The organism is uncultured Microbacterium sp. (genome assembly GCF_947489255.1).
Classification (GTDB): domain Bacteria; phylum Actinomycetota; class Actinomycetes; order Actinomycetales; family Microbacteriaceae; genus Microbacterium; species Microbacterium phycohabitans.
On the sequence record NZ_CANLCY010000001.1, the window covers coordinates 500,498 to 520,494 of the forward strand.

Annotated in this window: 13 protein-coding genes; 7 read left to right on the forward strand and 6 right to left on the reverse strand. The window is 72.0% G+C overall.

Annotated features, from left to right (window positions below):
• Positions 1-121: 121 nt before the first annotated feature.
• The 3 genes from Q0818_RS02370 to Q0818_RS02380 all read right to left on the reverse strand — a co-directional run bounded on the left by Q0818_RS02370 (position 122) and on the right by Q0818_RS02380 (position 6,331).
• Positions 122-898, reverse strand: coding sequence for a DNA-formamidopyrimidine glycosylase family protein (locus tag Q0818_RS02370; protein WP_298870917.1), 777 nt, complete (start codon positions 896-898; stop codon positions 122-124).
• On the reverse strand, positions 891-5,564 hold the full coding sequence (locus tag Q0818_RS02375; protein ID WP_298870920.1) for an ATP-dependent helicase: 4,674 nt from the start codon (positions 5,562-5,564) through the stop codon (positions 891-893). The genes Q0818_RS02370 and Q0818_RS02375 overlap by 8 nt, the downstream gene beginning before the upstream one ends.
• Positions 5,565-5,665: 101 nt before the next feature.
• The gene (locus tag Q0818_RS02380) at positions 5,666-6,331 is read right to left on the reverse strand and encodes an alpha/beta fold hydrolase (protein WP_298870923.1); all 666 of its coding nucleotides are present in this window, start codon (positions 6,329-6,331) and stop codon (positions 5,666-5,668) included.
• A 153-nt stretch (positions 6,332-6,484) separates the two neighbouring features.
• Between Q0818_RS02380 and Q0818_RS02385 the strand changes: the two genes are divergently transcribed.
• Together Q0818_RS02385 and Q0818_RS02390 are read left to right on the forward strand one after the other, a co-directional pair.
• Positions 6,485-7,099 carry an NUDIX hydrolase family protein gene (locus Q0818_RS02385; RefSeq protein ID WP_298870927.1) on the forward strand — a complete coding sequence of 205 codons (615 nt, stop codon included), beginning with the start codon at positions 6,485-6,487 and terminating at the stop codon, positions 7,097-7,099.
• Between the two features lie 82 nt (positions 7,100-7,181).
• Positions 7,182-9,104, forward strand: a complete 1,923-nt coding sequence (locus tag Q0818_RS02390; protein WP_298870929.1) for a M3 family metallopeptidase — start codon at positions 7,182-7,184, stop codon at positions 9,102-9,104.
• An 88-nt stretch (positions 9,105-9,192) separates the two neighbouring features.
• Here Q0818_RS02390 and Q0818_RS02395 read toward each other — a convergent pair whose 3' ends face one another.
• Positions 9,193-10,260 carry a low specificity L-threonine aldolase gene (locus tag Q0818_RS02395; RefSeq protein WP_298870931.1) on the reverse strand — a complete coding sequence of 356 codons (1,068 nt, stop codon included), beginning with the start codon at positions 10,258-10,260 and terminating at the stop codon, positions 9,193-9,195.
• Between the two features lie 101 nt (positions 10,261-10,361).
• Here Q0818_RS02395 and Q0818_RS02400 point away from each other — a divergent pair, with 101 nt between their 5' ends.
• The gene (locus Q0818_RS02400) at positions 10,362-13,559 is read left to right on the forward strand and encodes a DEAD/DEAH box helicase (protein WP_298870934.1); all 3,198 of its coding nucleotides are present in this window, start codon (positions 10,362-10,364) and stop codon (positions 13,557-13,559) included.
• A gap of 78 nt (positions 13,560-13,637) precedes the next feature.
• On the forward strand, positions 13,638-15,263 hold the full coding sequence (locus Q0818_RS02405; RefSeq protein WP_298870937.1) for an MFS transporter: 1,626 nt from the start codon (positions 13,638-13,640) through the stop codon (positions 15,261-15,263).
• On the opposite strand, the gene Q0818_RS02410 is transcribed toward Q0818_RS02405, so the two are convergent.
• Both Q0818_RS02410 and Q0818_RS02415 read right to left on the reverse strand, forming a co-directional pair.
• Positions 15,260-15,994, reverse strand: coding sequence for an SDR family oxidoreductase (locus Q0818_RS02410; protein ID WP_298870939.1), 735 nt, complete (start codon positions 15,992-15,994; stop codon positions 15,260-15,262). The genes Q0818_RS02405 and Q0818_RS02410 overlap by 4 nt on opposite strands.
• Before the next feature lie 24 nt (positions 15,995-16,018).
• A complete protein-coding gene (locus Q0818_RS02415; RefSeq protein WP_298870944.1) occupies positions 16,019-17,416 on the reverse strand; it encodes a DUF6421 family protein in 1,398 nt (465 codons plus the stop codon).
• Between the two features lie 109 nt (positions 17,417-17,525).
• Between Q0818_RS02415 and Q0818_RS02420 the strand changes: the two genes are divergently transcribed.
• The 3 genes from Q0818_RS02420 (at position 17,526) to Q0818_RS02430 (ending at position 19,989) form a co-directional block, all read left to right on the forward strand.
• Positions 17,526-18,014 (forward strand): Lrp/AsnC family transcriptional regulator, encoded by a 489-nt coding sequence (locus Q0818_RS02420; RefSeq protein WP_298870946.1) that lies wholly within the window; start codon positions 17,526-17,528, stop codon positions 18,012-18,014.
• Positions 18,015-18,104: 90 nt separating this feature from the next.
• Positions 18,105-19,292: a histidine kinase gene (locus tag Q0818_RS02425; protein ID WP_298870948.1), complete on the forward strand. Its 1,188-nt coding sequence runs from the start codon at positions 18,105-18,107 to the stop codon at positions 19,290-19,292.
• A gap of 46 nt (positions 19,293-19,338) precedes the next feature.
• Positions 19,339-19,989, forward strand: a complete 651-nt coding sequence (locus tag Q0818_RS02430; RefSeq protein ID WP_298870950.1) for a response regulator transcription factor — start codon at positions 19,339-19,341, stop codon at positions 19,987-19,989.
• Positions 19,990-19,997: the final 8 nt, after the last annotated feature.

A 19,997-nucleotide genomic window follows, 5' to 3' on the forward strand; every position in this document is an offset into this window, starting at 1 on the left:
GTCGAACCGACAGTCACGGCCGGGTTGACAGCGGACGGCGCGACGGTCGTTTTCCGGGCGGGATGCCGGGAGTCGCGCGCACGGTGGGAGCACTCCGTCGAGGTGCGCTGCGGATCCGGTCTCAGCCGGGCTGACAGGTCGGGCACCAGAACACGTTGCGCTCGCTCGTGTCGGTCGCGCCCAGGGTCGTGGCTCGGATGGGGGTGCCGCAGCGCCGGCACGGCGCGCCCTCGCGCCCGTAGACCCAGAAGCGACGACCGGGCCTGCTGTCGCCGGTGAATGTGCGTTCGGGCCGCGGAAGGTTCGCGCGGATCATGCGCTCGCCGAGGGCGATCGTGGCGCGGGCGTCGATCCGCGTCGCGGGGGTCGTGGGGGCGATGCCCCGCACGAAGAGGAGCTCGTTCGCGTAGACGTTGCCGAAACCCGCGACGTTGCGCTGGTCGAGAAGGGCCACGTGGGCTGCCCGGTCGTCGACGGAGACGCGCCGCACCGCCTCCGCTTCGTCCCAGTCGTCGGCGAGCAGGTCGGGGCCGAGGTGGCCGATGACGGTGTGCTCGTCGGTGGTGCGCAGGACCTCGACCATCGCGAGGTCGAAGCCGACGGCATCCATGCCGTCGACACCGACGATCGCGCGGGCCTTGAACGCGGGGCGTCGCCACCGCTGCCCGGGGCGGTAGAGGTCCCAGCGGCCCTCCATCTTGAGGTGCGAGTGCAGGGTGTAGCCGCCGATGCGGTGCAGGAGGTGTTTGCCGCGGGCCGCCACCTCGTGCACGGTCTCGCCGCGCAGATCGGCGGTGGCGCTGCCGGGGACGCGGATGTCGAAGCGCGTGACGACCCTGCCCGCCAGTGCGGCGTTCAGCTTCGCGGCGGCGCGGTAGACGGTGTCGCCCTCAGGCACGCGCGGCCTCTCGCAGGGTGTCGCCGGCGGTGAGCTTGCGCAGCGTCAGACCCTTCGGCGACTCCACGAAGCCGGCCTCGCGAAGGGCTCGTCCGACGGCGGTGCCGTAGACGAACTCGCCGTTCACCTGCTCGACCGTCAGCGTGTCGAGCCGCCTCTTGCGCGCCGTCTCCGCGAGGTGGCGCGACGCAGCCTGGAGGGAGGCCTCCTCATCGGTGAAGGCGAGAGCGCTGCGGCCCCCGCGCTCGAGGTACAGCGTCAGCTCTCCGTCGACGAGCACGACCAGGCCGCCCGCTTTGCGTCCGGGGCGGTGCGTGACCCCCTCGATCGCCGGCCAGCCGAGGGCGGCACCGTACGGATTGGCGGGGTCGGTGGCGGCGAGCGTGACGGTCCGCAGCGGTGGGGGATCGGCGACCGCGGCGAACTCGCGCAGGCGGTCGACGGTCGCCGACGCCGCGAACTGCGCCGCACCGAGCTTCTCGATGACGTAGCCGCGACGGCAGTGCCCGGCCTCTTCGAACCCGGCGAGGATGCGGTAGACCTGAGCGAATCCGCCCGGCACCCCTTCCGATTGAACGGCTCCGCGGGTGACGACGCCGTATCGGTCGAGCAGGAGGCTCGCGGTGGCGGTCGCCCGTGCCGCAGCATCCGCTTCGCGTTCGGGCAGGAGCGACCAGCGTCCGCCGAGCGAGGGCGGTCGCGGAGCCGAGGTCGCGCGGGGCATGGCGGCCCCGCGGTACATGCGGGCCCGTGGCGCCCGCCGAGCGACGCGGTGCGACTGTCCGCCCCCGCTGAGCAGGGTGCGCACCGGAGCGAACGTGTCGTTCGTCACTCGCCCCGCCCAGGTGAGCGCCCACAGTGCGTCGTTGACGGACTGCTCGTTCTCGGCCTCGGCCAGCTGCTTCAGCTGGGCCGCGAAGTAGGCGCCGCCGCCGGAGAGAGCCGCGAGGAGTCGCGCCTCGAGCGAATCGGGGGCGGGGTCGTCGGCCTCGTCGGGGTCTTGCAGCGTGAAGGGAGCGGCCTCCGCCGGGTGCAGGGCGATCCACCCGTCACGGCCGGGCAGGGTGCCGTGGCCCGACCAGACCACCTCGCCCGTGGCGGTCAGCTCGTCGAGCAGGGCCGGGCTGTAATCGGCGACGCGGGAGGGCAGCACGAGCGATTCCCACGCACTCGCGGGGATGGGGACCCCCGCCAGCTGCTCGACGACGGCCAGCACGCCGTCGATCCCCTCGAGGGGTCGGCCGAGATGCTGCCACACGGGGAGGAACCGCGCGTAGGCGGCGGGCGGTACGGGCTCGACACTGCCGCGGATCGCGGCGAGGGAGCGCATGCGCAAGCGCCGCAGCACCTCGACGTCGCACCATTCCATGTCATCGCCGCGCGCTCCCCCCGAGGCCTCCGGGAGGAAGAAGCCGCTCGACAGGCGCCCCTGCGACTCGAGTCGCTGCAGCGTGAGTCGGGCGACGGCGACACCGACACCGAGCCGCTCGGCCACGGCATCCGTCGTGAAGGGGGCGTGCGTGCGGGCGAAACGGGCGACCAGGTCGCCGAGCGGATCGGCGAGCGGTTCGAGGAAGGCGTTCGGGATGCCGACGGGCAGGGCGGCACCGAGGGCGTCGCGCAGGCGCCCGGCGTCTTCGATGCCGGCCACGCGCGGGATCCCGGCGATCGTCACACGGATGGCCCGACGCTCGTCGACGAGCGTTGCGAGGTGGTGTTCTGCCTCGGCGAGGGCGTCGCCGTCGGTGTCGAGACGCGCCGACACCTCGGCCGCGTCGAGGGGACCGAGGATGCGCAGCAGGTCGGCGACCCCCTCCACCCCTCGGGCGCGCCGGTCGGGGTCGAGCCGTTGCACCTCGCGCTCGAACTGGGCGATCACGTCGGGGTCGAGGAGTTCGCGCATCTCGACCTTGCCGAGCAGCTCGCTCAGCAGCGCGGGATCGACCGAGAGCGCGGCGGCGCGACGCTCGGCGAGGGGCGAGTCGCCCTCGTACATGAACGCCCCGACGTAGCCGAACAGCAGATCGCGGGCGTAGGGCGAGGGCTGCGAGGTGGTGATCTCGACGAGGCGGATGCGGCGCTCGCCGATCTGGCGCGTGATGCGCAACAGCGCGGGCAGGTCGTAGACGTCCTGCAGCACCTCGCGCAGCGTCTCGAGGATGATCGGGAAACTGGGATGCCGTTTCGCCACCTCGAGCAGCTGGGCCGAACGTTGGCGCTGCTGCCAGAGAGGGGAACGCCGGTTCGGGTTCAGACGCGGGAGGAGCAGGGCGCGCGCGGCGCACTCGCGGAACCGCGAGGCGAACAGTGCGGAGCCGCCGACCTCGTCGGTGACGATCTGCTCGAGCTCGTCGGGCTCGAAGACGAAGAGATCGGCGCCGGGCGGTTCGGCTGCGGCATCCGGAACGCGCGCGATGATGCCGTCGTCGCTCGCCACGGCGGCGCCCTCGACGCCGAGACGCTCGCGGATGCGCGCGTTCACCGCCAGGGCCCAGGGGGAGTGCACCTGCATGCCGTAGGGGGAATGCAGGATGATGCGCCAGTCGCCGACCTCGTCGCGGCTGCGCTCGACCGTGAGCGTCTTGTCGGTGGGCAGGCTCCCGGTGGCCTCGCGCTGCTCGGCGAGGTAGGCGAGCAGGTTGGTGATGGCGTTGTCGTCGAGACCCGATTCGCGCAGACGCTCTTCGGCTTTGGCGCGGTCGGCGCCGGCGATGTCGCGGGAGAACTTGCCCAGTGCCTCGCCGAGCTCGGCGGGGCGACCGATGCCGTCGCCGTGCCAGAACGGCAGCTTGCCCGGTTGGCCGAACGCCGGGACGACGTTCACACGGTCGTGGGTGATCTCCACGATGCGCCAACTCGTCGTGCCGAGGGTGAACACGTCGTTGACGCGCGACTCGTAGACCATCTCTTCGTCGAGCTCGCCCACGCGGGCGTTCTGCGACTCCCCGGCGACGAAGACGCCGAACAGACCGCGGTCGGGGATCGTGCCGCCGCTGGTCACGGCGACGCGCTGGGCGCCCGGCCGCCCCGTCAGCGTCCCCGCGTCGCGGTCCCACACCAGGCGCGGGCGCAGTTCGGCGAACTCGTCGGAGGGGTAGCGGCCGGCGAGCAGATCGAGCGTCGCCTCGTAGGCCGACCGGGGGAGGGAACGGAACGGCGCACTGCGCTTGACGGTGTCGAACCACTCCTCGACGTCGATCGACCCGAGGGCCGACGCGGCGACGGTCTGCTGCGCGAGGATGTCGAGCGGGTTCTGCGGCACGGAGATCGCCTCGATGCGTCCGCCGAGCATGCGCTCGGTGACCACCGCGGTGTGCAGCACGTCGCTGCGGTGCTTCGGGAAGAGGGCGGCGCGGCTCACCTCGCCGACCTGGTGGCCCGCGCGCCCGACGCGCTGGAGACCGGATGCCGCGCTCGGCGGCGATTCGACCTGGATGACGAGGTCGACCGAGCCCATGTCGATACCGAGCTCGAGGCTGCTCGTCGCCACGACGCACCGCAGCGCCCCCGACTTCAGCTCGTCTTCGACCTGGGCCCGCTGCTCCTTCGAGACCGAGCCGTGGTGGGCCTTCGCGAGGATCGCGGCGACGCCGGCCGAGGATCCGGCCTGCGCCATGAGGGATGCCGGCACGGTGGGCTCGGGGACGTCGATGCCCTGGCGCTCGGCGTAGATCTCGTTCAAGCGTCCGGTCAGCCTCTCGGCGAGACGCCGGGAGTTGGCGAAGACGATGGTCGATCGCCGCTGGAGGATGCGATCGACGATGGCCTCCTCGACGTGGGGCCACACCGACCCCGCCATCTCGGTGCTCTCGGGGCGCTCGGAGAACCACTCGCCCTCGGCCGCTTCGTCGGGAGCCGGCGATCCGGGCGGGGGCGGTGGGTTGAGCATGTCGTCGACCGGCACGACGACCGACAGGTCGAAGGCCTTCGTGGCCTTGGGGGCCACGATGTCGACGGGCTGTGCTCCACCGAGGAACCGCGCGACCTCGTCGATCGGCCGCACTGTGGCCGACAGCCCGATGCGCTGGGCGGGGGAGTCGAGGAGGGCGTCGAGTCGCTCGAGGCTCACCGCGAGGTGCGCGCCGCGCTTTGTGGCGGCGACCGCGTGCACCTCGTCGATGATCACCGTGTGCACCCCGCGCAGCGTCTCGGCCGCCTGGCTCGTGAGCATGAGGTACAGGGACTCGGGAGTGGTGATCAGGATGTCGGGCGGGTCGGAGACGAGCTTGCGGCGATCGCTCGAACTGGTGTCTCCCGAGCGCACGCCCACGCTCACGGCCGGGACGTCGATGCCGAGTCGCCGGGCCGACTGGCCGATGCCGACGAGGGGCGAGCGGAGGTTGCGCTCGACGTCGACACCGAGCGCCTTCAGCGGCGAGATGTACAGGACGCGGGTGTTCGTGGCGGGGGCCTTCGCGGCCGCCTTCTTGCCGCGGCGCGCGGGCGCGGCATCCGCGGCCTCGGGGGCTTTCTCTCGGAAGATGCGGTCGATCGCGAAGAGGAAGGCCGACAGCGTCTTGCCCGAGCCCGTCGGGGCGACCACCAGCGCGTTGCGACCGGACGAGACGGATTCCCACGCGCCCTTCTGCGCGTTGGTGGGCGCGGAGAACGCGCCACGGAACCAGTCCTGCGTCGCAGGACCGAATCTCTCGAGCACGTCGGCCATGCCGACATCCTCTCCCGGACCTCCGACATCGGGTCGGGCTTGACGTTCGCTGGTCGCGGAACGCCCCTCAGGAGGCCGGTGCCGCACGGGCCCCGCGTCGCTCAGTCGGAGGCGGCGTCGCGGTCGCGCAGTCGTGCCTCGAGGAACGCCCGCACGTCGTCGAGCTCGTCCTGCGAGATGGAGTGCGTGAGCCCGGGGTACACCCGCCCGCTCAGCTCGCTGTGCACGGGGAGCCACTGCGCCGTCGAATCGACGAGCGCCGCGGGGATGACGTCGTCTGCGGCCCCGCGCCCCCAGAACACCGGAGGGCGCCGTTCGGCGAGGATGTCGTCGCCCGGCAGCTCCCCACCCGCGGCGTAGCCGGCGAGCACGACGGCGAACGACACCGCGTCGGGCGCCGCGCGGAGGGTCTGCAGCGCCACCGCGCCGCCCTGCGAGAACCCGAGCAGGCCCACGGGCGCCTCGCCCACGGCCTCCCGCACCCACGACAGCACCGCGTGCGCCGCGAGGGTCACGGCCTCGGGGTCGCGCCCGTCGAGACCCTCGATCGGGTACCACGAGGCTCCGGGCATGGGCCACGGCGGCGCCAGCGGAGCGCGCACGCTCGCGATCACGAAGGTCTCGGGCAGGTACGGCACGAGGCCGAACAGGTCGTGCTCGTCGGAGCCGTAGCCGTGCAGCAGAAGCAGCACCGGGCGATCGCCGCGCTCGGCCGCGGGGACGGACCACCGCACGACGGAGGGATCGAGGGAGGGATGCGCGCTCATGCCGCCATTGTGGCAAAGGCCTCCGACACGGCGGCGCTCGCGCGGGGCGGCGCGATGCAGGAGGGGATCGGAGACCGGTACGGGCGATCGCCGCGCGACCGCTCCGGCACCGCCGAACGCGGCATCCGGAGCAGACGTTGATATACAGGGATCATGCCCGTGCGTACCCCCGACCCCGAACCCGGCGACAACGGCGACGAGCGCGAGCCGCTCTCGGCGTCGTTCTCAGGCGCGCAGGGAGGCCCCAACCCCAACCCGGGCTGGCTGAGCGAGGTCGAGCTGGCCGAGGCGCGCCGGCGCCTCCCGATGCTCTACGTCGAGGCGCTGCCGGTGCGCACCGACGGCATGGGCGCGGTGACGCAGGTCGGCATCCTGCTGCGGGCGACCCCGCTCGGCGAGATGACCCGCACGCTGGTCTCGGGTCGCGTGCGCTACGGCGAGACGGTGCGCGATGCGCTGTTCCGCCACCTCGAGAACGACCTCGGGCCCATGGCCTTCCCGCTGCTGCCGCCGCAGCCCACCCCCTTCACGGTGGCGGAGTACTTCCCGCTCCCGGGCGTGAGCGCCTTCCACGACGACCGCCAGCACGCGGTGTCCCTCGCGTACGTCGTGCCGGTCACCGGCACGTGCGAACCGCGTCAGGACGCCCTCGAGGTCACGTGGCTCTCGCCGCAGGAGGCGGCATCCGATGCCCTCTCCGACGAGATGGAGGGCGGCCGCGGCACGCTCATCCGGCTCGCGCTGGCCTCGGTCGGCGCCCTGCGCTGACCACTCCTCCCCAGGCCTGGGAGGGCGGGAGGTCGTCCCCCGGCCATTGCCCGGCGTCGCAGGCTCTGCCTAGGGTCGGAGGATGCCGGATTCTCCCCTGGAACCCCTGACCCTGCCCCACGACCTCGATGGTTGGCGCGCGTTCGCCGAAGAGCGTCCGCGTGGACTCCTCGACCGGGTCGCCGAGATCGACGCGCGGCTCGTCGCCGAGACCGACCTGAGCCTGCGCGAGCGTCTCGCCCTGTGGAACGAGGCGGATCTCGCCCTCGCCGAGGCCGCGGCGCCCTCCCACCTGCTCAGCGAGTCGCACCCCGACGCCGGCGTCCGCGACGCCGCCGAGAAGCAGGCGCAGACCGTGGACGCCGTGCAGTCGCGCCGGCTCCTCGAGCGCGAGCTCTGGGGCGTCTTCGCCGACGCCGACCCCGACGGGCTCGACCCCGACGAGCGGCGCTTCCTCGAACACGTCCGGCGGGACTTCCGTCGCGGGGGCGTCGATCTCGCGGATGCCGATCGCGAACGCGTGCGCGAGCTGACCGATCGCGACACCGAGCTGTCGCTGATGTTCTCACGCAACATCCGCGAGGGGCGTCGCGAGATCCGCGTCCCGGCGTCGTCGCTCGACGGCCTCCCCGACGACTTCCTCGCCGAGCACCCCGCCGACGACGAGGGGATGGTCACCCTCACCACCGAGTACACCGACCTCATGCCCGTGCGCGAGTACGCGCGCGACCGGTCGGTGCGCCACGCCCTGGTGGCGATGTACAACGACCTCGCGTGGCCCGTCAACGAGCCCGTGCTCGCCGAGCTGCTCGCGGTGCGGGCGGAGCGCGCGGCGCTGCTCGGCTACGGCGACTGGGCCGACTACGAGACCGAGACGCGCATGATCGGCTCGAGCGCCGCGGTCGCGGCATTCCTCGAGCGGGTCGCGGAGGCCGTGGCTCCGGCGGCGACCGCCGAATACGAGCGCGTCCTCGCCCGTCTCTGGCGCGACGACCCCACCGCCGAGGCCGTCACGATCGCCGACTTCTGGTACGTCCTGGGTGCGCTCAAGCGCGAGGAGTACGACGTCGACGCGCAGCTCGTGCGCTCCTATTTCCGCTTCGACCGGGTGCTCGACGGGGTCCTCGCCACCACCGGGCGCCTGCTCGACGTCGACTACGTGCCGGTCGAGGCTCCGTCGTGGCACGACGACGTGCGCACGTACGACGTCGTCCGCGCGGGGGAGCGACTCGGTCGCATCCACCTCGACCTGCACCCCCGCGAGGGCAAGTACAACCATGCCGCGTGCTTCGGACTCGCTCCCGGCATCGCGGGGCGCGCGCTGCCCGAATCGGTGCTGCTGTGCAATTTCTCGCGCGGACTGCTCGAACACGACGAGGTCGTGACCTTCTTCCACGAGTTCGGTCACCTCGTGCACGACATCCTCGGCGGCCACCAGACATGGGCGCGCTGGACGGGCGTGGCGACCGAGTGGGACTTCGTCGAGGCGCCCAGCCAGCTGCTCGAGGAGTGGGCGTGGGATGCCGAGGCGCTCGCCGCCTTCGCCGTGAACGACCAGGGCGAGCCCATCCCCGCCGACCTCGTCGCGCGAATGCGCACCGCCGACGCCTTCGGGCGCGGCCTCGAGGTGACGAGGCAGCTCGGGCACGCGACCACCTCGTACCGCCTGCACGTGGACCGCCCGGTGGATCTGGCCGCGGCCGTCGACGGCTACTACCGCGCCGCGAGTCCGGTGACCCCGCTCGACGGTGCGCACTCGTACGCCGGGTTCGGGCACCTCACGGGCTACGGGGCCTGTTACTACACGTACCAGTGGAGCCTCGTCATCGCGCGCGACCTGCTCTCGGCGTTCGGCGACGACCTCTTCGACGTCGACACGGCGACGCGCTACCGCCGCGAGATCCTCGAACCCGGCGGCACCCGCGACGCTCGGGACCTCGTCGAGTCGTTCCTCGGGCGTGAGAGCACGTTCGACGCCTACCGCGACTGGCTCGCGGGAGCGTGAGACGACGAGGGCCGCGGCATCCTGGTCCGGATGCCGCGGCCCTCGGGCTCGCGTCGATCCCGTCGGCGACGGGTGCGGGCGCGTCAGGTCACGCGGTCGTCTCGCGCGCGATCGCGGCGACGAACGCGTCGATGTCGTCTTCCGTGGTGTCGAACGAGCACATCCAACGCACCTCGCGGCGCATCTCGTCCCAGTCGTAGAACCGGAAGCTCGCGCGCAGCCGATCGGCGACGCCGGCCGGCAGGGTCGCGAACACGCCGTTGGCCTGCGTGGGCTGGGTGAACTCCACGCCCTGGATCGAGCCGTCGGCCAGTCCCGCCTCGACGCCCGCGCGCAGGCGCTGCGCCATCGCGTTGGAGTGACGGGCGTTGCGCAGCCAGAGATCGCCGTCGAGGAGGGCGACCAGCTGGGCCGACACGAAGCGCATCTTGCTCGAGAGCTGCATGTCGAGCTTGCGCAGATAGGTGAGCCCGGTCGATGCCGCGGGGTCGAGCACGACGATGGCCTCGCCGATCATCGCGCCGTTCTTCGTACCGCCGAAGCTCAGCACGTCGACGCCCGCGTCGCGGGTGAAGGCGCGCAGCGGGACGTCGAGGGCAGCGGCGGCGTTCGCGATGCGCGCTCCGTCCATGTGCAGGCGCATGCCGTGGCCGTGCGCGTGGGCGGCCAGCTCGCGGATCTCCTCGACGCTGTACAGCGTGCCCAGCTCGGTCGACTGCGTGATCGAGACCACGAGCGGCTGCGCGCGGTGCTCGTCGCCCCAGCCCCACGCCTCGCGGTCGACGAGCTCGGGCGTGAGCTTGCCGTCGTCGGTGGGGACCGTGAGCAGCTTGATGCCGCCCACGCGCTCGGGGGCTCCTCCCTCGTCGACGTTGATGTGCGCGGTGGATGCCGAGATCACCGCGCCCCAGCGGGGCAGCATCGACTGCAGCCCGACGACGTTGGCGCCCGTGCCGTTGAAGACGGGGTACGCCTCGACGCCGTCGCCCAGCAGCGAGACGAAGAGCTCCTGCAGGCGCGCCGTGTAGACGTCTTCGCCGTAGGCGACCTGGTGGCCTTCGTTGGCCGTCGCGATCGCGTCGAGCACGTCGGGGTGGATGCCGGAATAGTTGTCGGACGCGAAGCCGCGCACCGACGTGTCGTGGAGGGAAGTCACCCCTCCAGCGTAACTTTTCCCGGCTCCTCCCCAGGGGCGATCTCCTCCACAGGAATCCGGTGACGCGTCGGGGTGTCCGTGCCCCCGACGACAATGGGGGAATGCGGTTGGATCCCGAAGCACTCAGCATCGCCGGCGAGCTGTTCTCGGCGTCCGCGATGACGCGCGCCGACCGCCTGCTCGTCTACGGCTCGGTCGAGGTCGGCGACGCACGATCCGTCGCCGGTGTCCTCGTGGTCACGGCGCAGTCCTTCGGAGCGTCGGGGTACGAACACCTCGAGCTCCGCGTCCCCGACGACCTGTCCCGCCTCTCCGGGTGGTGCTCGTGCGGACGCGGACCCGAGTGCGAGCACTCGTGCGCGGCGGCGCTGGTGCTGTTCGACCGCCTCATCTCGGCGGGCCGCCCGCCCCGCGCCGAGTGGCAGCGCTCGCTCGACGAACTGTTCGCCGCCGCCCCGGTCGTCGGCGACGAAGCCCCCTTCGACCTCTGCCTCTTCCTCTCCATCCGCCGCGGCGGCGGGCGCGGCTACGGAACGGCGCTCACGCTCAGCGCGCGACCGGGGGTGCGGGGCACTCGCGGCACGTGGATCAAGGGTCGGGCCGGCTGGTCGGCCCTGGCGACGCTCCCGGCCGAGCCGCGGGCGCGTGCCGCTCTCGACAGCCTGGGGCGGTTGGGGCGCTTCAGCGCCGGCCCGTATCTGTCCGACGAGTGGATGCCCCTCGCCGCCGTGCCCCCGCACTCCCTGTGGCTGCAGCTCGAGGCCGTCGTCGCGGCGGGGGTCCCGCTCGTATCGGGTGCCGGCATCCATCACCCGGTCCGCGTCGTCGAAGAGCCCGTGACCGCCGCGGTGGCGCTGGACCGCCGCGGCTCGACGCTGCACGTTCGCGGGGCGGTGCAGGGCGTCGACGACGAGACGGCCGCGCTGCCCTCCTGGGTGGTGGGAGACCCCGCCGTGGCCGTGGCGTTCGTCGCCGACCGCGACGGCGACGACGAGCGCATCACCCTCGTGCGGCTGTCGACACCCGCGTCGGGACCGGTCCGCGGACTCCTCGCCCGCTCGAGCGCGCTCACCGTCGACGAGCGCGGGTCCGAGACGTTCCTGCGCGAATACCTCCCGCGGCTCCAGCTCGACGCTCCGGTGGTCTCGCCGCGGGGCACCGTCGATGTTCCTCCCGCGCCGCGTCCCGTGCTCGAGGTGACCGTGGAGCATCGTGACGCCTCCACGACGCTCGCCACGCGCTGGGACCGCTCGTCGACGCAGGGCCGCCGCCACGATGAGCACGAGGGTGCGGTGTGGGGCGCGGTCTCCTCCCTCGCCGAAGAGATGCGCATCGACGTCCCGACGCCGTTCGCGACGGGGACCGCGCCGGCGCGAGCGATGGCGCCCGCGGCGGCGGCACTGTTCGTGGGGGAGATGATGCCGCGTCTGCGGGCCCTCGAGTCCGTCCGCGTGGAGGTGCGCGGCGACGATCCCGACTACCGCGCCTCGGCCGAGGTCCCCGTGGTGCAGCTGAGCACCGGCGCCGACGACGGCAGCGACTGGTTCGACCTGAACGCCCGGGTGACCGTGGGAGAGGTCGAGGTCGACTTCACCGCCCTCTACACCGCCCTGGCGCTCGGCGACCGGGTGCTCTTCCTGGGCGATGGCGAGTACGTCCGGCTCGACAGCCCCGAGTTCGACCGCCTCCGCGCCGTCATCGACGAGGCCCGCACCCTCGCCGACCGGCCGGGCAACGAGCTCACGATCAACCGCTACAACGTGGGGCTGTGGGACGACCTGTCCGAGCTCGGCATGCTCGCCGTCCACGAGGCCGAATGGTGGCTGCGCGTGCGCGGTCTGACCGATGAGGCGGCCCTCACCCGGGTCGATCCCCCGGTGGGGCTGCGAGCCACCCTCCGGGACTATCAGCGTTCGGGGCTCGACTGGCTCCACTTCCTGCGCACCCAGGGGCTCGGCGGCATCCTCGCCGACGACATGGGGCTGGGCAAGACGGTGCAGACCATCGCCATGATGGAGGCGGCCCGTGCCGACGACCCGACGCTCCCGCCGTTCCTGATCGTCGCGCCGACGAGTGTCGTGGGCAACTGGGCGCGCGAGTGCGCGACCTTCGCACCCGACCTCGAGGTCCGCACGATCTCGGCCACGCGGGCGCGGCGCGCCGGCACGATCGCCGACGCCGCGACGGGGGCGCACGTCGTCGTCACCAGCTACGCCCTGTTCCGGCTCGAGCAGGAGCAGTACGCCGAGGTCGACTGGTCGGGTCTCGTGCTCGACGAAGCGCAGCAGATCAAGAACCCGTCGTCTCGCGGCTACCGGGCGGCCCGGGCACTCGCGGTTCCCTTCACGCTCGTCATCACCGGCACGCCGATGGAGAACAACCTGCTCGAGCTGTGGGCGCTCATGTCGCTCGTGGCCCCGGGGCTGCTCGGAACGCGCGAGTCGTTCACCGAGCTGTACCGCACGCCCATCGAGAAGGGCGCCGACGCCGAGCGGCTCGATCTCCTGCGCCGGCGTATCCGGCCGTTCCTCCTGCGGCGGACGAAAGACCTCGTCGCCGCAGAGCTCCCGCCCAAGCAGGAGACGATCATCGAGGTCGCCCTGCACCCCGCGCACCGCAAGCTCTACGACCGGCGTTTCCATCGCGAGCGCCAGCGACTGCTGGGGCTGCTCGACGACGATGCCGAGGGCAATCGGTTCGCGATCTTCCGCTCCCTCACGATGCTGCGTCAGCTCGCGCTCGACCCCTCCCTCGTCGACGAGGGGGATGCGCCGTCCGCGAAGCTCGACGCCCTGGAAGACCTCCTGGTCGAGGCCGAGGCCGAGGGGCACCGGGTGCTCGTGCTGAGCCAGTTCACGCGCTTCCTCAAGGCGGCCCGTCAGCGCTGCACCGATGCGGGACTGGCATCCGGCTACCTCGACGGCACCACCGTGAACCGGCAGGCCGAGATCGACCGGTTCCGCGACGGGGATGCGCCGGCGTTCTTCGTCTCGCTGAAGGCGGGCGGAGTGGGGCTCAACCTCGTCGAGGCCGACTACGTCGTGCTTCTGGACCCGTGGTGGAACCCCGCCGTCGAGGAGCAGGCGATCGACCGCGCCCACCGCATCGGACAGACCAGACCGGTGATCGTGTACCGGTTGGTCTCGTCCGACACGGTCGAGGAGAAGGTCGTGGCGCTGCGCCAGGCGAAGGCCGATCTCTTCGCGCGCGTCCTCGACGGCGGTTCCGACGAGGGCGGGGGCACGTTCGCGGGCGGCCCCAGCCTGACCGCCGACGACATCCGGAGTCTGCTCGACTGATCGAGAGGCTCGGGTGTCGAGCCCGGTGGCGAACGCCGAGGTCTGGCCGATGTCGGGGGTCGGGTCTACCGTGTGCTCATGACCCCCGAGTCAGCTCCCGACGCCGTCGTCTCGGTCGCGCCCGAGAGCGGGCGCCGCACCTTCCTCGCCGTGCTGATCAACACGGCTGCGGCCAACGTCACCACGAGTTTCCTCTGGTTCGCGCTCACGTTCTGGGTCTACCTCGAAACGCGTTCGGTGCTGGCGACGGGCATCGTCGGCGGTGCCTACATGCTGCTGCTCGCGATCTTCGCGATGGTCTTCGGCTCCCTCGTGGACCGCCACCGCAAGCACCGCGTCATGGTCTTCTCGGGCGTCGTGACCCTCGGGGCCTTCCTCCTCGCGGGAGCTCTCTGGCTCGCCTTCCCCGAGGCGGCGCTCCTCGACCTCGGCGCACCCTGGTTCTGGCTCTTCTCGGGGATCATCCTCGCGGGTGCCGTGATCGAGAACCTCCGCAACATCGCCCTGTCGACCACGGTCACCCTCCTCGTGCCGGTCGAGCGTCACGCGAACGCGAACGGCCTCGTCGGCACCGTCCAAGGGCTCGCGTTCGTCGTGACCAGTGTCTTCAGCGGGCTCTCGGTCGGATTCCTCGGCATGGGGTGGACGCTGGCGATCGCCGTGGGGCTCACCGTCGTGGCGCTCGTGCACCTCCTCACGATCCGCATCCCCGAGAAACGTCCGGCGGCGGGGGCCGAGGCGGGTTCCCTCGTCGACCTGGGCGGGGCCGTCCGGGCCGTCCGAGCCGCACCCGGGTTGTTCGCCCTCATCATCTTCTCGACGTTCAACAACCTCATCGGCGGCGTCTACATGGCGCTGATGGACCCGTACGGTCTCGAGCTGTTCCGCATCGAGATCGACGGCCGGGTCTACGACGCCGAAGTCTGGGGCGTCGTGCTCGCCGTCACCGCGACCGGCTTCATCATCGGCGGAGGGCTCGTCGCGAGGTTCGGGCTCGGCAAGAACCCGATCCGTACCATGCTGTGGATCGTCATCGCCATGGGGGCGCTCGGTGCGGTCTTCACCCTCCGTGACTGGTGGTGGCTCTACGCGGTCGGCATCTGGGTGTACATGGCGCTGATCCCGCCCGTCGAAGCGGCCGAGCAGACCGTGATCCAGAAGGTCGTGCCGTTCGCCACACAGGGACGCGTCTTCGGCTTCGCCGCGGCCTTCGAATCGGCCGCCGCCCCCGTCACCTCGTTCCTGATCGCGCCGATCGCGCAGTTCGTGGTCATCCCCTACATGGAGGGCGCGAGCGGGCGTGCCGCATGGGGGTGGCTGCTCGGCGACGGACAGTCGCGCGGCATCGCGCTGGTCTTCGTGATCGCCGGTCTCGTGATGGTCGTGGTCGGCGTGCTCGCGTTCTTCACCCGGTCGTACCGCACGCTGTCCACGCAGTACCGATCGGCCGACGCCAACGCAGACCTCGATGCGAGTGCGGATGCACACGCGAACGACGCCGCAGGCACGAACGGTACCGGCGCAGCCGCGCCCGCGACGTCGGGCGAGGGGGATGCCATCGGCGCGACCGGCTCTGCCGTCCCGGCCTCTACGGCGGCGGCGACTCTCGAAGAGGAGTCGCGCCGCGATGGCGTCGCGATGTCCAGCCGCGCATCCGCGGAGCCGGGCGCGGAGCGTGATTCCCGTTCGGGAGGCCGCCCCTAGGCGCCCGCCCCCACCTCGATCACGACATCCATGAAGGCGTCGGCGGTGTCGTCCCACAGGGAGATGAAGGCGGCGGCCAGGGCGTCCTCGAGACCGGCCAGGCTCTTCACCCGGAAGATGACTGCCGCGGCGGAGATCGGGTGATCCGCGTCGCGGGCGCTCTTCGCGAACCCCTGGGCGACCGCTCGCGTCCACGCCTCGCTCGCGGCCTTGACGGCGGCGTAGTTCGCGCCGCCGGCCAGGGGGCGGCTGACCGCGGTCGACGACACGATGGCGAGACGGCCGGCGGGCGATGCCTTCAGGTCGTCGTCGAAGGCGCGACTGACGTTTCGGAGCGCCGTGAACGATCGGAGCAGGAAGGCGAAGTCCTCGTCGCTCTGGCCGGCCAGCCCGCCGCCCCCGCGCCATCCGCCGACGAGATGGAGAACGCCGTCCACCCCGCCGTGCGCGGCGTGCACGCGGTCGCGCAGCGCGGACACGGCATCCGCGTCGGTGAGGTCGCACTGTTCGGTGAGGGCACCGGGCGCCTCCGCCGCGGCTTCCGCCAGACGGGTGGCGTCCGACCCCACGATCACGACCCGGGCGCCCGCCTCGAGCAGCGCGCGCGCTGCGGCGCGGCCCGCCGCGCTCGTCCCGCCGGCGAGGAGCACGAGTCGCCCCCGCACGAGTTCCTGCGTCTGCTCCTGCGCCTGTTCCCGGGCCTGCCCCTGGGCCTGCGTTGCATCGGTCATGCGGTCTCCGTCATCGTCGATCGGTCAATCCGACCCGCGGATACCCTCCGTGGAGGCGATCACCGGACGCATCTTCTTCTCGAGCGCTTCGAAGAACATCGACAGGGGGAACTCGTCGTCGAGCACCGCGTCGGTGTACCCCTTCGGCAGGCCCGCGAGCACGTCATCGGGCAGGCCCCGCGCCCAGACCGAGGCGGGGTGCGGGGTCACGACGGAGCTGACGAGCTCGTAGGCCGCGAGCCAGTGGGCGACCTTCGGGCGGTCGATCGAGCGCCAGTAGAGCTCGTCGATCGCATCGGCCAGCGCCACCACGGCGGCGGGCACCTCGTCCCAGTCGAACGCGAGCGAGGTGTCGGTCCAGTGCAGCACGCGGTGCTGGTGCAGCCACGCGAACAGCAGCTGTCCGCCGAGGCCGTCGTAGTTGCGCACCCGCGAGCCGGTGATGGCGAAGCGGAAGATGCGGTCGAAGATCACGGCGTACTGCACGAGCTCGGCGTGCTGCAGCATCGCCCGCTCGGCCTCGTCGAGGTCGTCGCGGGTCGACAGGCGCGCCTGCAGCGACACGCACTCGCGGAACGCGGTGAGGTCGCAGCGCAGCTCCTCGAGGGAGTAGAGGAAGAACGGCATCCGCTGCTTGATCATGAACGGATCGAACGGCAGGTCTCCGCGCATGTGCGTGCGGTCGTGGATGAGGTCCCACATCACGAACGTCTGCTCGGTGAGCGACTGGTCCTCCAGCATGCGGGCGGCGGCCTCGGGCAGCTCGAGCTTGGTGATCTCCGCGGCGGCGCGCGTCACGCGGCGGTAGCGCGCGGCCTCGCGGTCCTGGAAGATCGCGCCCCACGTGAACGTCGGGATCTCGCGCATCGCGACCGTCTCGGGGAAGAGCACGGCGGAGTTGGTGTCGTACCCCGAGGTGAAGTCGATGAGCCGGAGCGAGACGAAGAGGCGGTTGGTGTACTCGGTCTCGAGGCGGGCGACGAACTCGGGCCAGATCGCCTCGACCAGCACCGCCTCGACGTGGCGCTCGCTCGAGCCGTTCTGCGTGTACATGGGGAAGACGACGAGGTGCCGAATGCCGTCGACCCGGTGCTCCTGGGGCTGGAACGCCACGAGCGAGTCGAGGAAGTCGGGGGTGCCGAGACCCTCTGCGCTCCAGCGGCGGAAGTCGGCGACGGACGCCGAGAGGTAGGCGGCATCGTGCGGGAATAGCGGGGCGAGAGTCTCGATCGCCCCGACGATCTCGTCGATCAGCGGTGCCGCGGCGGCGGTGTCCTCGACGGAGCCGTCCTTCGCCTGCAGCGACTGCAGAGCCGTGGTGGCGTTCTTGAGTCGGGCCCACGCGGGGGTGTGCTCGACCGCGTCGACGGCGCGACCGTCGAGCAGATCCTCGTCAGCACGGATGGGCGTCGCGGTGGTCATGGCATCCTCCGATCAGGGGCTGTAAATATTCCTGCCGAAACGCAATGCTAACGGAAAACTTACGGCGCGCGCCAGAGTGCCCTCCGGGGGCACTGCTACTGTCGAGCCCATGACCGAGGCCCCCGCGCGCGCCCCCCGTCTCGACGACGCGGTGGACGCGGCGATCGTCCGCGAGATCTCGATCGATGCCCGTGCGACGCTGTCGCACCTGTCGGAGCGTGTCGGCCTGTCGGTCTCGGCCGTGCAGTCGCGACTGCGTCGTCTCGAGGCGCGCGGGATCGTGCAGGGCTACCGCCCGATCCTCGACGCGGAGGCCCTCGGCCGCCCCCTCGCCGCGTTCGTCGAGATCACCCCGCTCGACCCCGCCCAGCCCGACAACGCCCCGGAGCTGCTCGCGCACCTCGGGGCGATCGAGGCCTGCCACTCGATCGCGGGCGAGGCGGCGTACATGCTGTTCGTGCGCGTGCCCACCCCGCGCGCGCTCGAGGCGCTCATCCGCGACATCCGCGCCGCGGCGCAGGTCAACACGCGCACGACCGTCGTGCTCCAGACCTTCTTCGAGGCGCGCCCGATCGAGCCCGCCGACTTCCCCGGCTGAACCGACCCGCTGCGACCTACGCCTCGAGGCCCGTCGGATACATCCCCAGACGGATGCCGCCCGCTCGTCGCCCCGCGTAGCGTGGGTTCGATGCTCTCCCTCCGCCCGCTCCAGCGCTATCAGCTGGTCACCGACCTCGGGGTCGCCGCGCTCTTCGGACTGCTCGCGCTCGCCGTCGAGGTGGCCGGGACCACCAGCGTGGCGGTCGCACCCCTCGAGGTGGTCGGGGAGAACGTGGGGGCGGTCCTCGTGGCCCTGGCGCTCACCGCGGCTCTGGCGATGCGGCGCCTGCAGCCCGGCCTCGCCCTCATCCTGGCGTGGGTGGGCGCCTTCCTGCAGATGGGATTCGGCCGTCAGCCCTCGCCGACCGACCTCGCGATCTTCGCCGTGCTGTACACGACCGCGGCGTACGGCACGAAGCGCGTGTTCTGGTGGGGGTTCGCCTCGGCGATCGCGGGAGCGGCGATCGTGCCGATCTACCTCGTGGGGCGCGGAGTCTCCGCCCCGCTCACCGTCAACGACTGGTTCGCCCTCGGCGCCCTGCTGCTGGCATCCGGGTTCGCCCTCATGCTCGCGTGGGTGTCGGGCGCGCTCGTGCGCACGGCCCTGCGCGCCGCGGCGAACAGCCGGGCCCAGCGCGCGGCCGAGGCCGAGACGATCGCCGAGCAGCAGCGCGTGCGCATCGCCCGCGACATGCACGACGTGGTCGCCCACTCGCTGGCGGTGGTCATCGCCCAGGCCGACGGCGCCCGGTACGCGGCCGCGTCCGATCCCGCGGCGGCCTCCGACGCGCTCGCGACCATCTCCTCGACCGCGCGAGCGGCCCTCACCGACGTTCGCGTCCTCCTCGGTCAGCTGCGCCACAGTCAGAGCGAGGGGCCCCAGCCGACCCTCGCCGACCTCGATCAGCTCTTCGACCGGGTGCGGGCGGCGGGGGTCGACCTCGACGTGCGCGTCGATCCGGCACCGCCCGGCGAGCCGCCCACCGCGATCCAGCTGGCGGTCTACCGCATCATGCAGGAAGCCCTCACCAACGCCCTTCGTCACGGCGTGGATCCGCGCGTGCGCGTGCGTCTCGGCTGGTTCGCCGACAGGGTCGAGCTGTCGGTCCGCAACGCCCGCTCCACCTCGTCCGCCGCCTCCGTGCCCGCCGCCGGAGGCCACGGGCTCATCGGGATGCGCGAGCGCGCGCAGCTGGTCGGCGGTCGGCTGACGGCCGAACCCGAGTACGGCGAGTTCGTCGTTCAGGCCACCCTTCCGATCGGAGGTCCGCGATGAGCACGTGGATGCCGAACACCCGTCCCCTCTCGAGAGGTTCCCTCGCATGACCGCCCCCGTCCGCATCGTCCTCGTCGACGACCAGGCCCTCTTCCGTGCCGGCATCCGCATGGTCATCGACTCGCAACCCGACCTCGAGGTGGTCGGCGAGGCATCCGACGGGCGAGAGGGGATCGAGGTCGTGCGGGCCACGCGCCCCGACCTCGTGCTGATGGACGTGCGCATGCCCGTGATGGACGGACTGACCGCGACGGCCGAGATCCTGCGCGAGCCCGACGCGCCCCGCGTGGTCGTGCTCACGACGTTCGACCTCGATGAGGCGGCCGCCCGGGCCATCCAGCGCGGGGCGAGCGGATTCCTCCTCAAAGACGCCGAGCCGGAGTTTCTGCTCTCGGCCATCCGCACCGTGCACGCCGGCTCCGCCGTCATCGCGGCGGAGGCCACCCGCGAACTCTTCGCCCACATCGCCGACGGCGCCGGTGCCGAGCCGGTCCCCGAGTCCTTCGCCGCGTTGACCGAGCGCGAGCAGGAGATCTTCGCGCTCGCCGCCACGGGCCTCAGCAACGCCGAGATCGCCGAACGCGAGTTCCTGTCGGAGGCGACCGTGAAGACCCACATCAGCCGCATCCTGACCAAGCTGGCGGTGCGCGACCGCGTGCAGCTCGTGGTCTTCGCCTACCGGCACGGGCTGGTCTGAGGCGCGCG

What these genes read in the sequence shown, in the direction of transcription:
- Q0818_RS02375 (WP_298870920.1), bottom strand. Translation starts at nt 5,564, where the DNA reads ATGGCCGACGTGCTCGAGAGATTCGGTCCTGCGACGCAGGACTGGTTC.
- Q0818_RS02380 (WP_298870923.1), bottom strand. Translation starts at nt 6,331, where the DNA reads ATGAGCGCGCATCCCTCCCTCGATCCCTCCGTCGTGCGGTGGTCCGTC.
- Q0818_RS02385 (WP_298870927.1), top strand. Translation starts at nt 6,485, where the DNA reads ATGCCCGTGCGTACCCCCGACCCCGAACCCGGCGACAACGGCGACGAG.
- Q0818_RS02390 (WP_298870929.1), top strand. Translation starts at nt 7,182, where the DNA reads ATGCCGGATTCTCCCCTGGAACCCCTGACCCTGCCCCACGACCTCGAT.
- Q0818_RS02400 (WP_298870934.1), top strand. Translation starts at nt 10,362, where the DNA reads ATGCGGTTGGATCCCGAAGCACTCAGCATCGCCGGCGAGCTGTTCTCG.
- Q0818_RS02405 (WP_298870937.1), top strand. Translation starts at nt 13,638, where the DNA reads ATGACCCCCGAGTCAGCTCCCGACGCCGTCGTCTCGGTCGCGCCCGAG.
- Q0818_RS02410 (WP_298870939.1), bottom strand. Translation starts at nt 15,994, where the DNA reads ATGACCGATGCAACGCAGGCCCAGGGGCAGGCCCGGGAACAGGCGCAG.
- Q0818_RS02415 (WP_298870944.1), bottom strand. Translation starts at nt 17,416, where the DNA reads ATGACCACCGCGACGCCCATCCGTGCTGACGAGGATCTGCTCGACGGT.
- Q0818_RS02420 (WP_298870946.1), top strand. Translation starts at nt 17,526, where the DNA reads ATGACCGAGGCCCCCGCGCGCGCCCCCCGTCTCGACGACGCGGTGGAC.
- Q0818_RS02425 (WP_298870948.1), top strand. Translation starts at nt 18,105, where the DNA reads ATGCTCTCCCTCCGCCCGCTCCAGCGCTATCAGCTGGTCACCGACCTC.
- Q0818_RS02430 (WP_298870950.1), top strand. Translation starts at nt 19,339, where the DNA reads ATGACCGCCCCCGTCCGCATCGTCCTCGTCGACGACCAGGCCCTCTTC.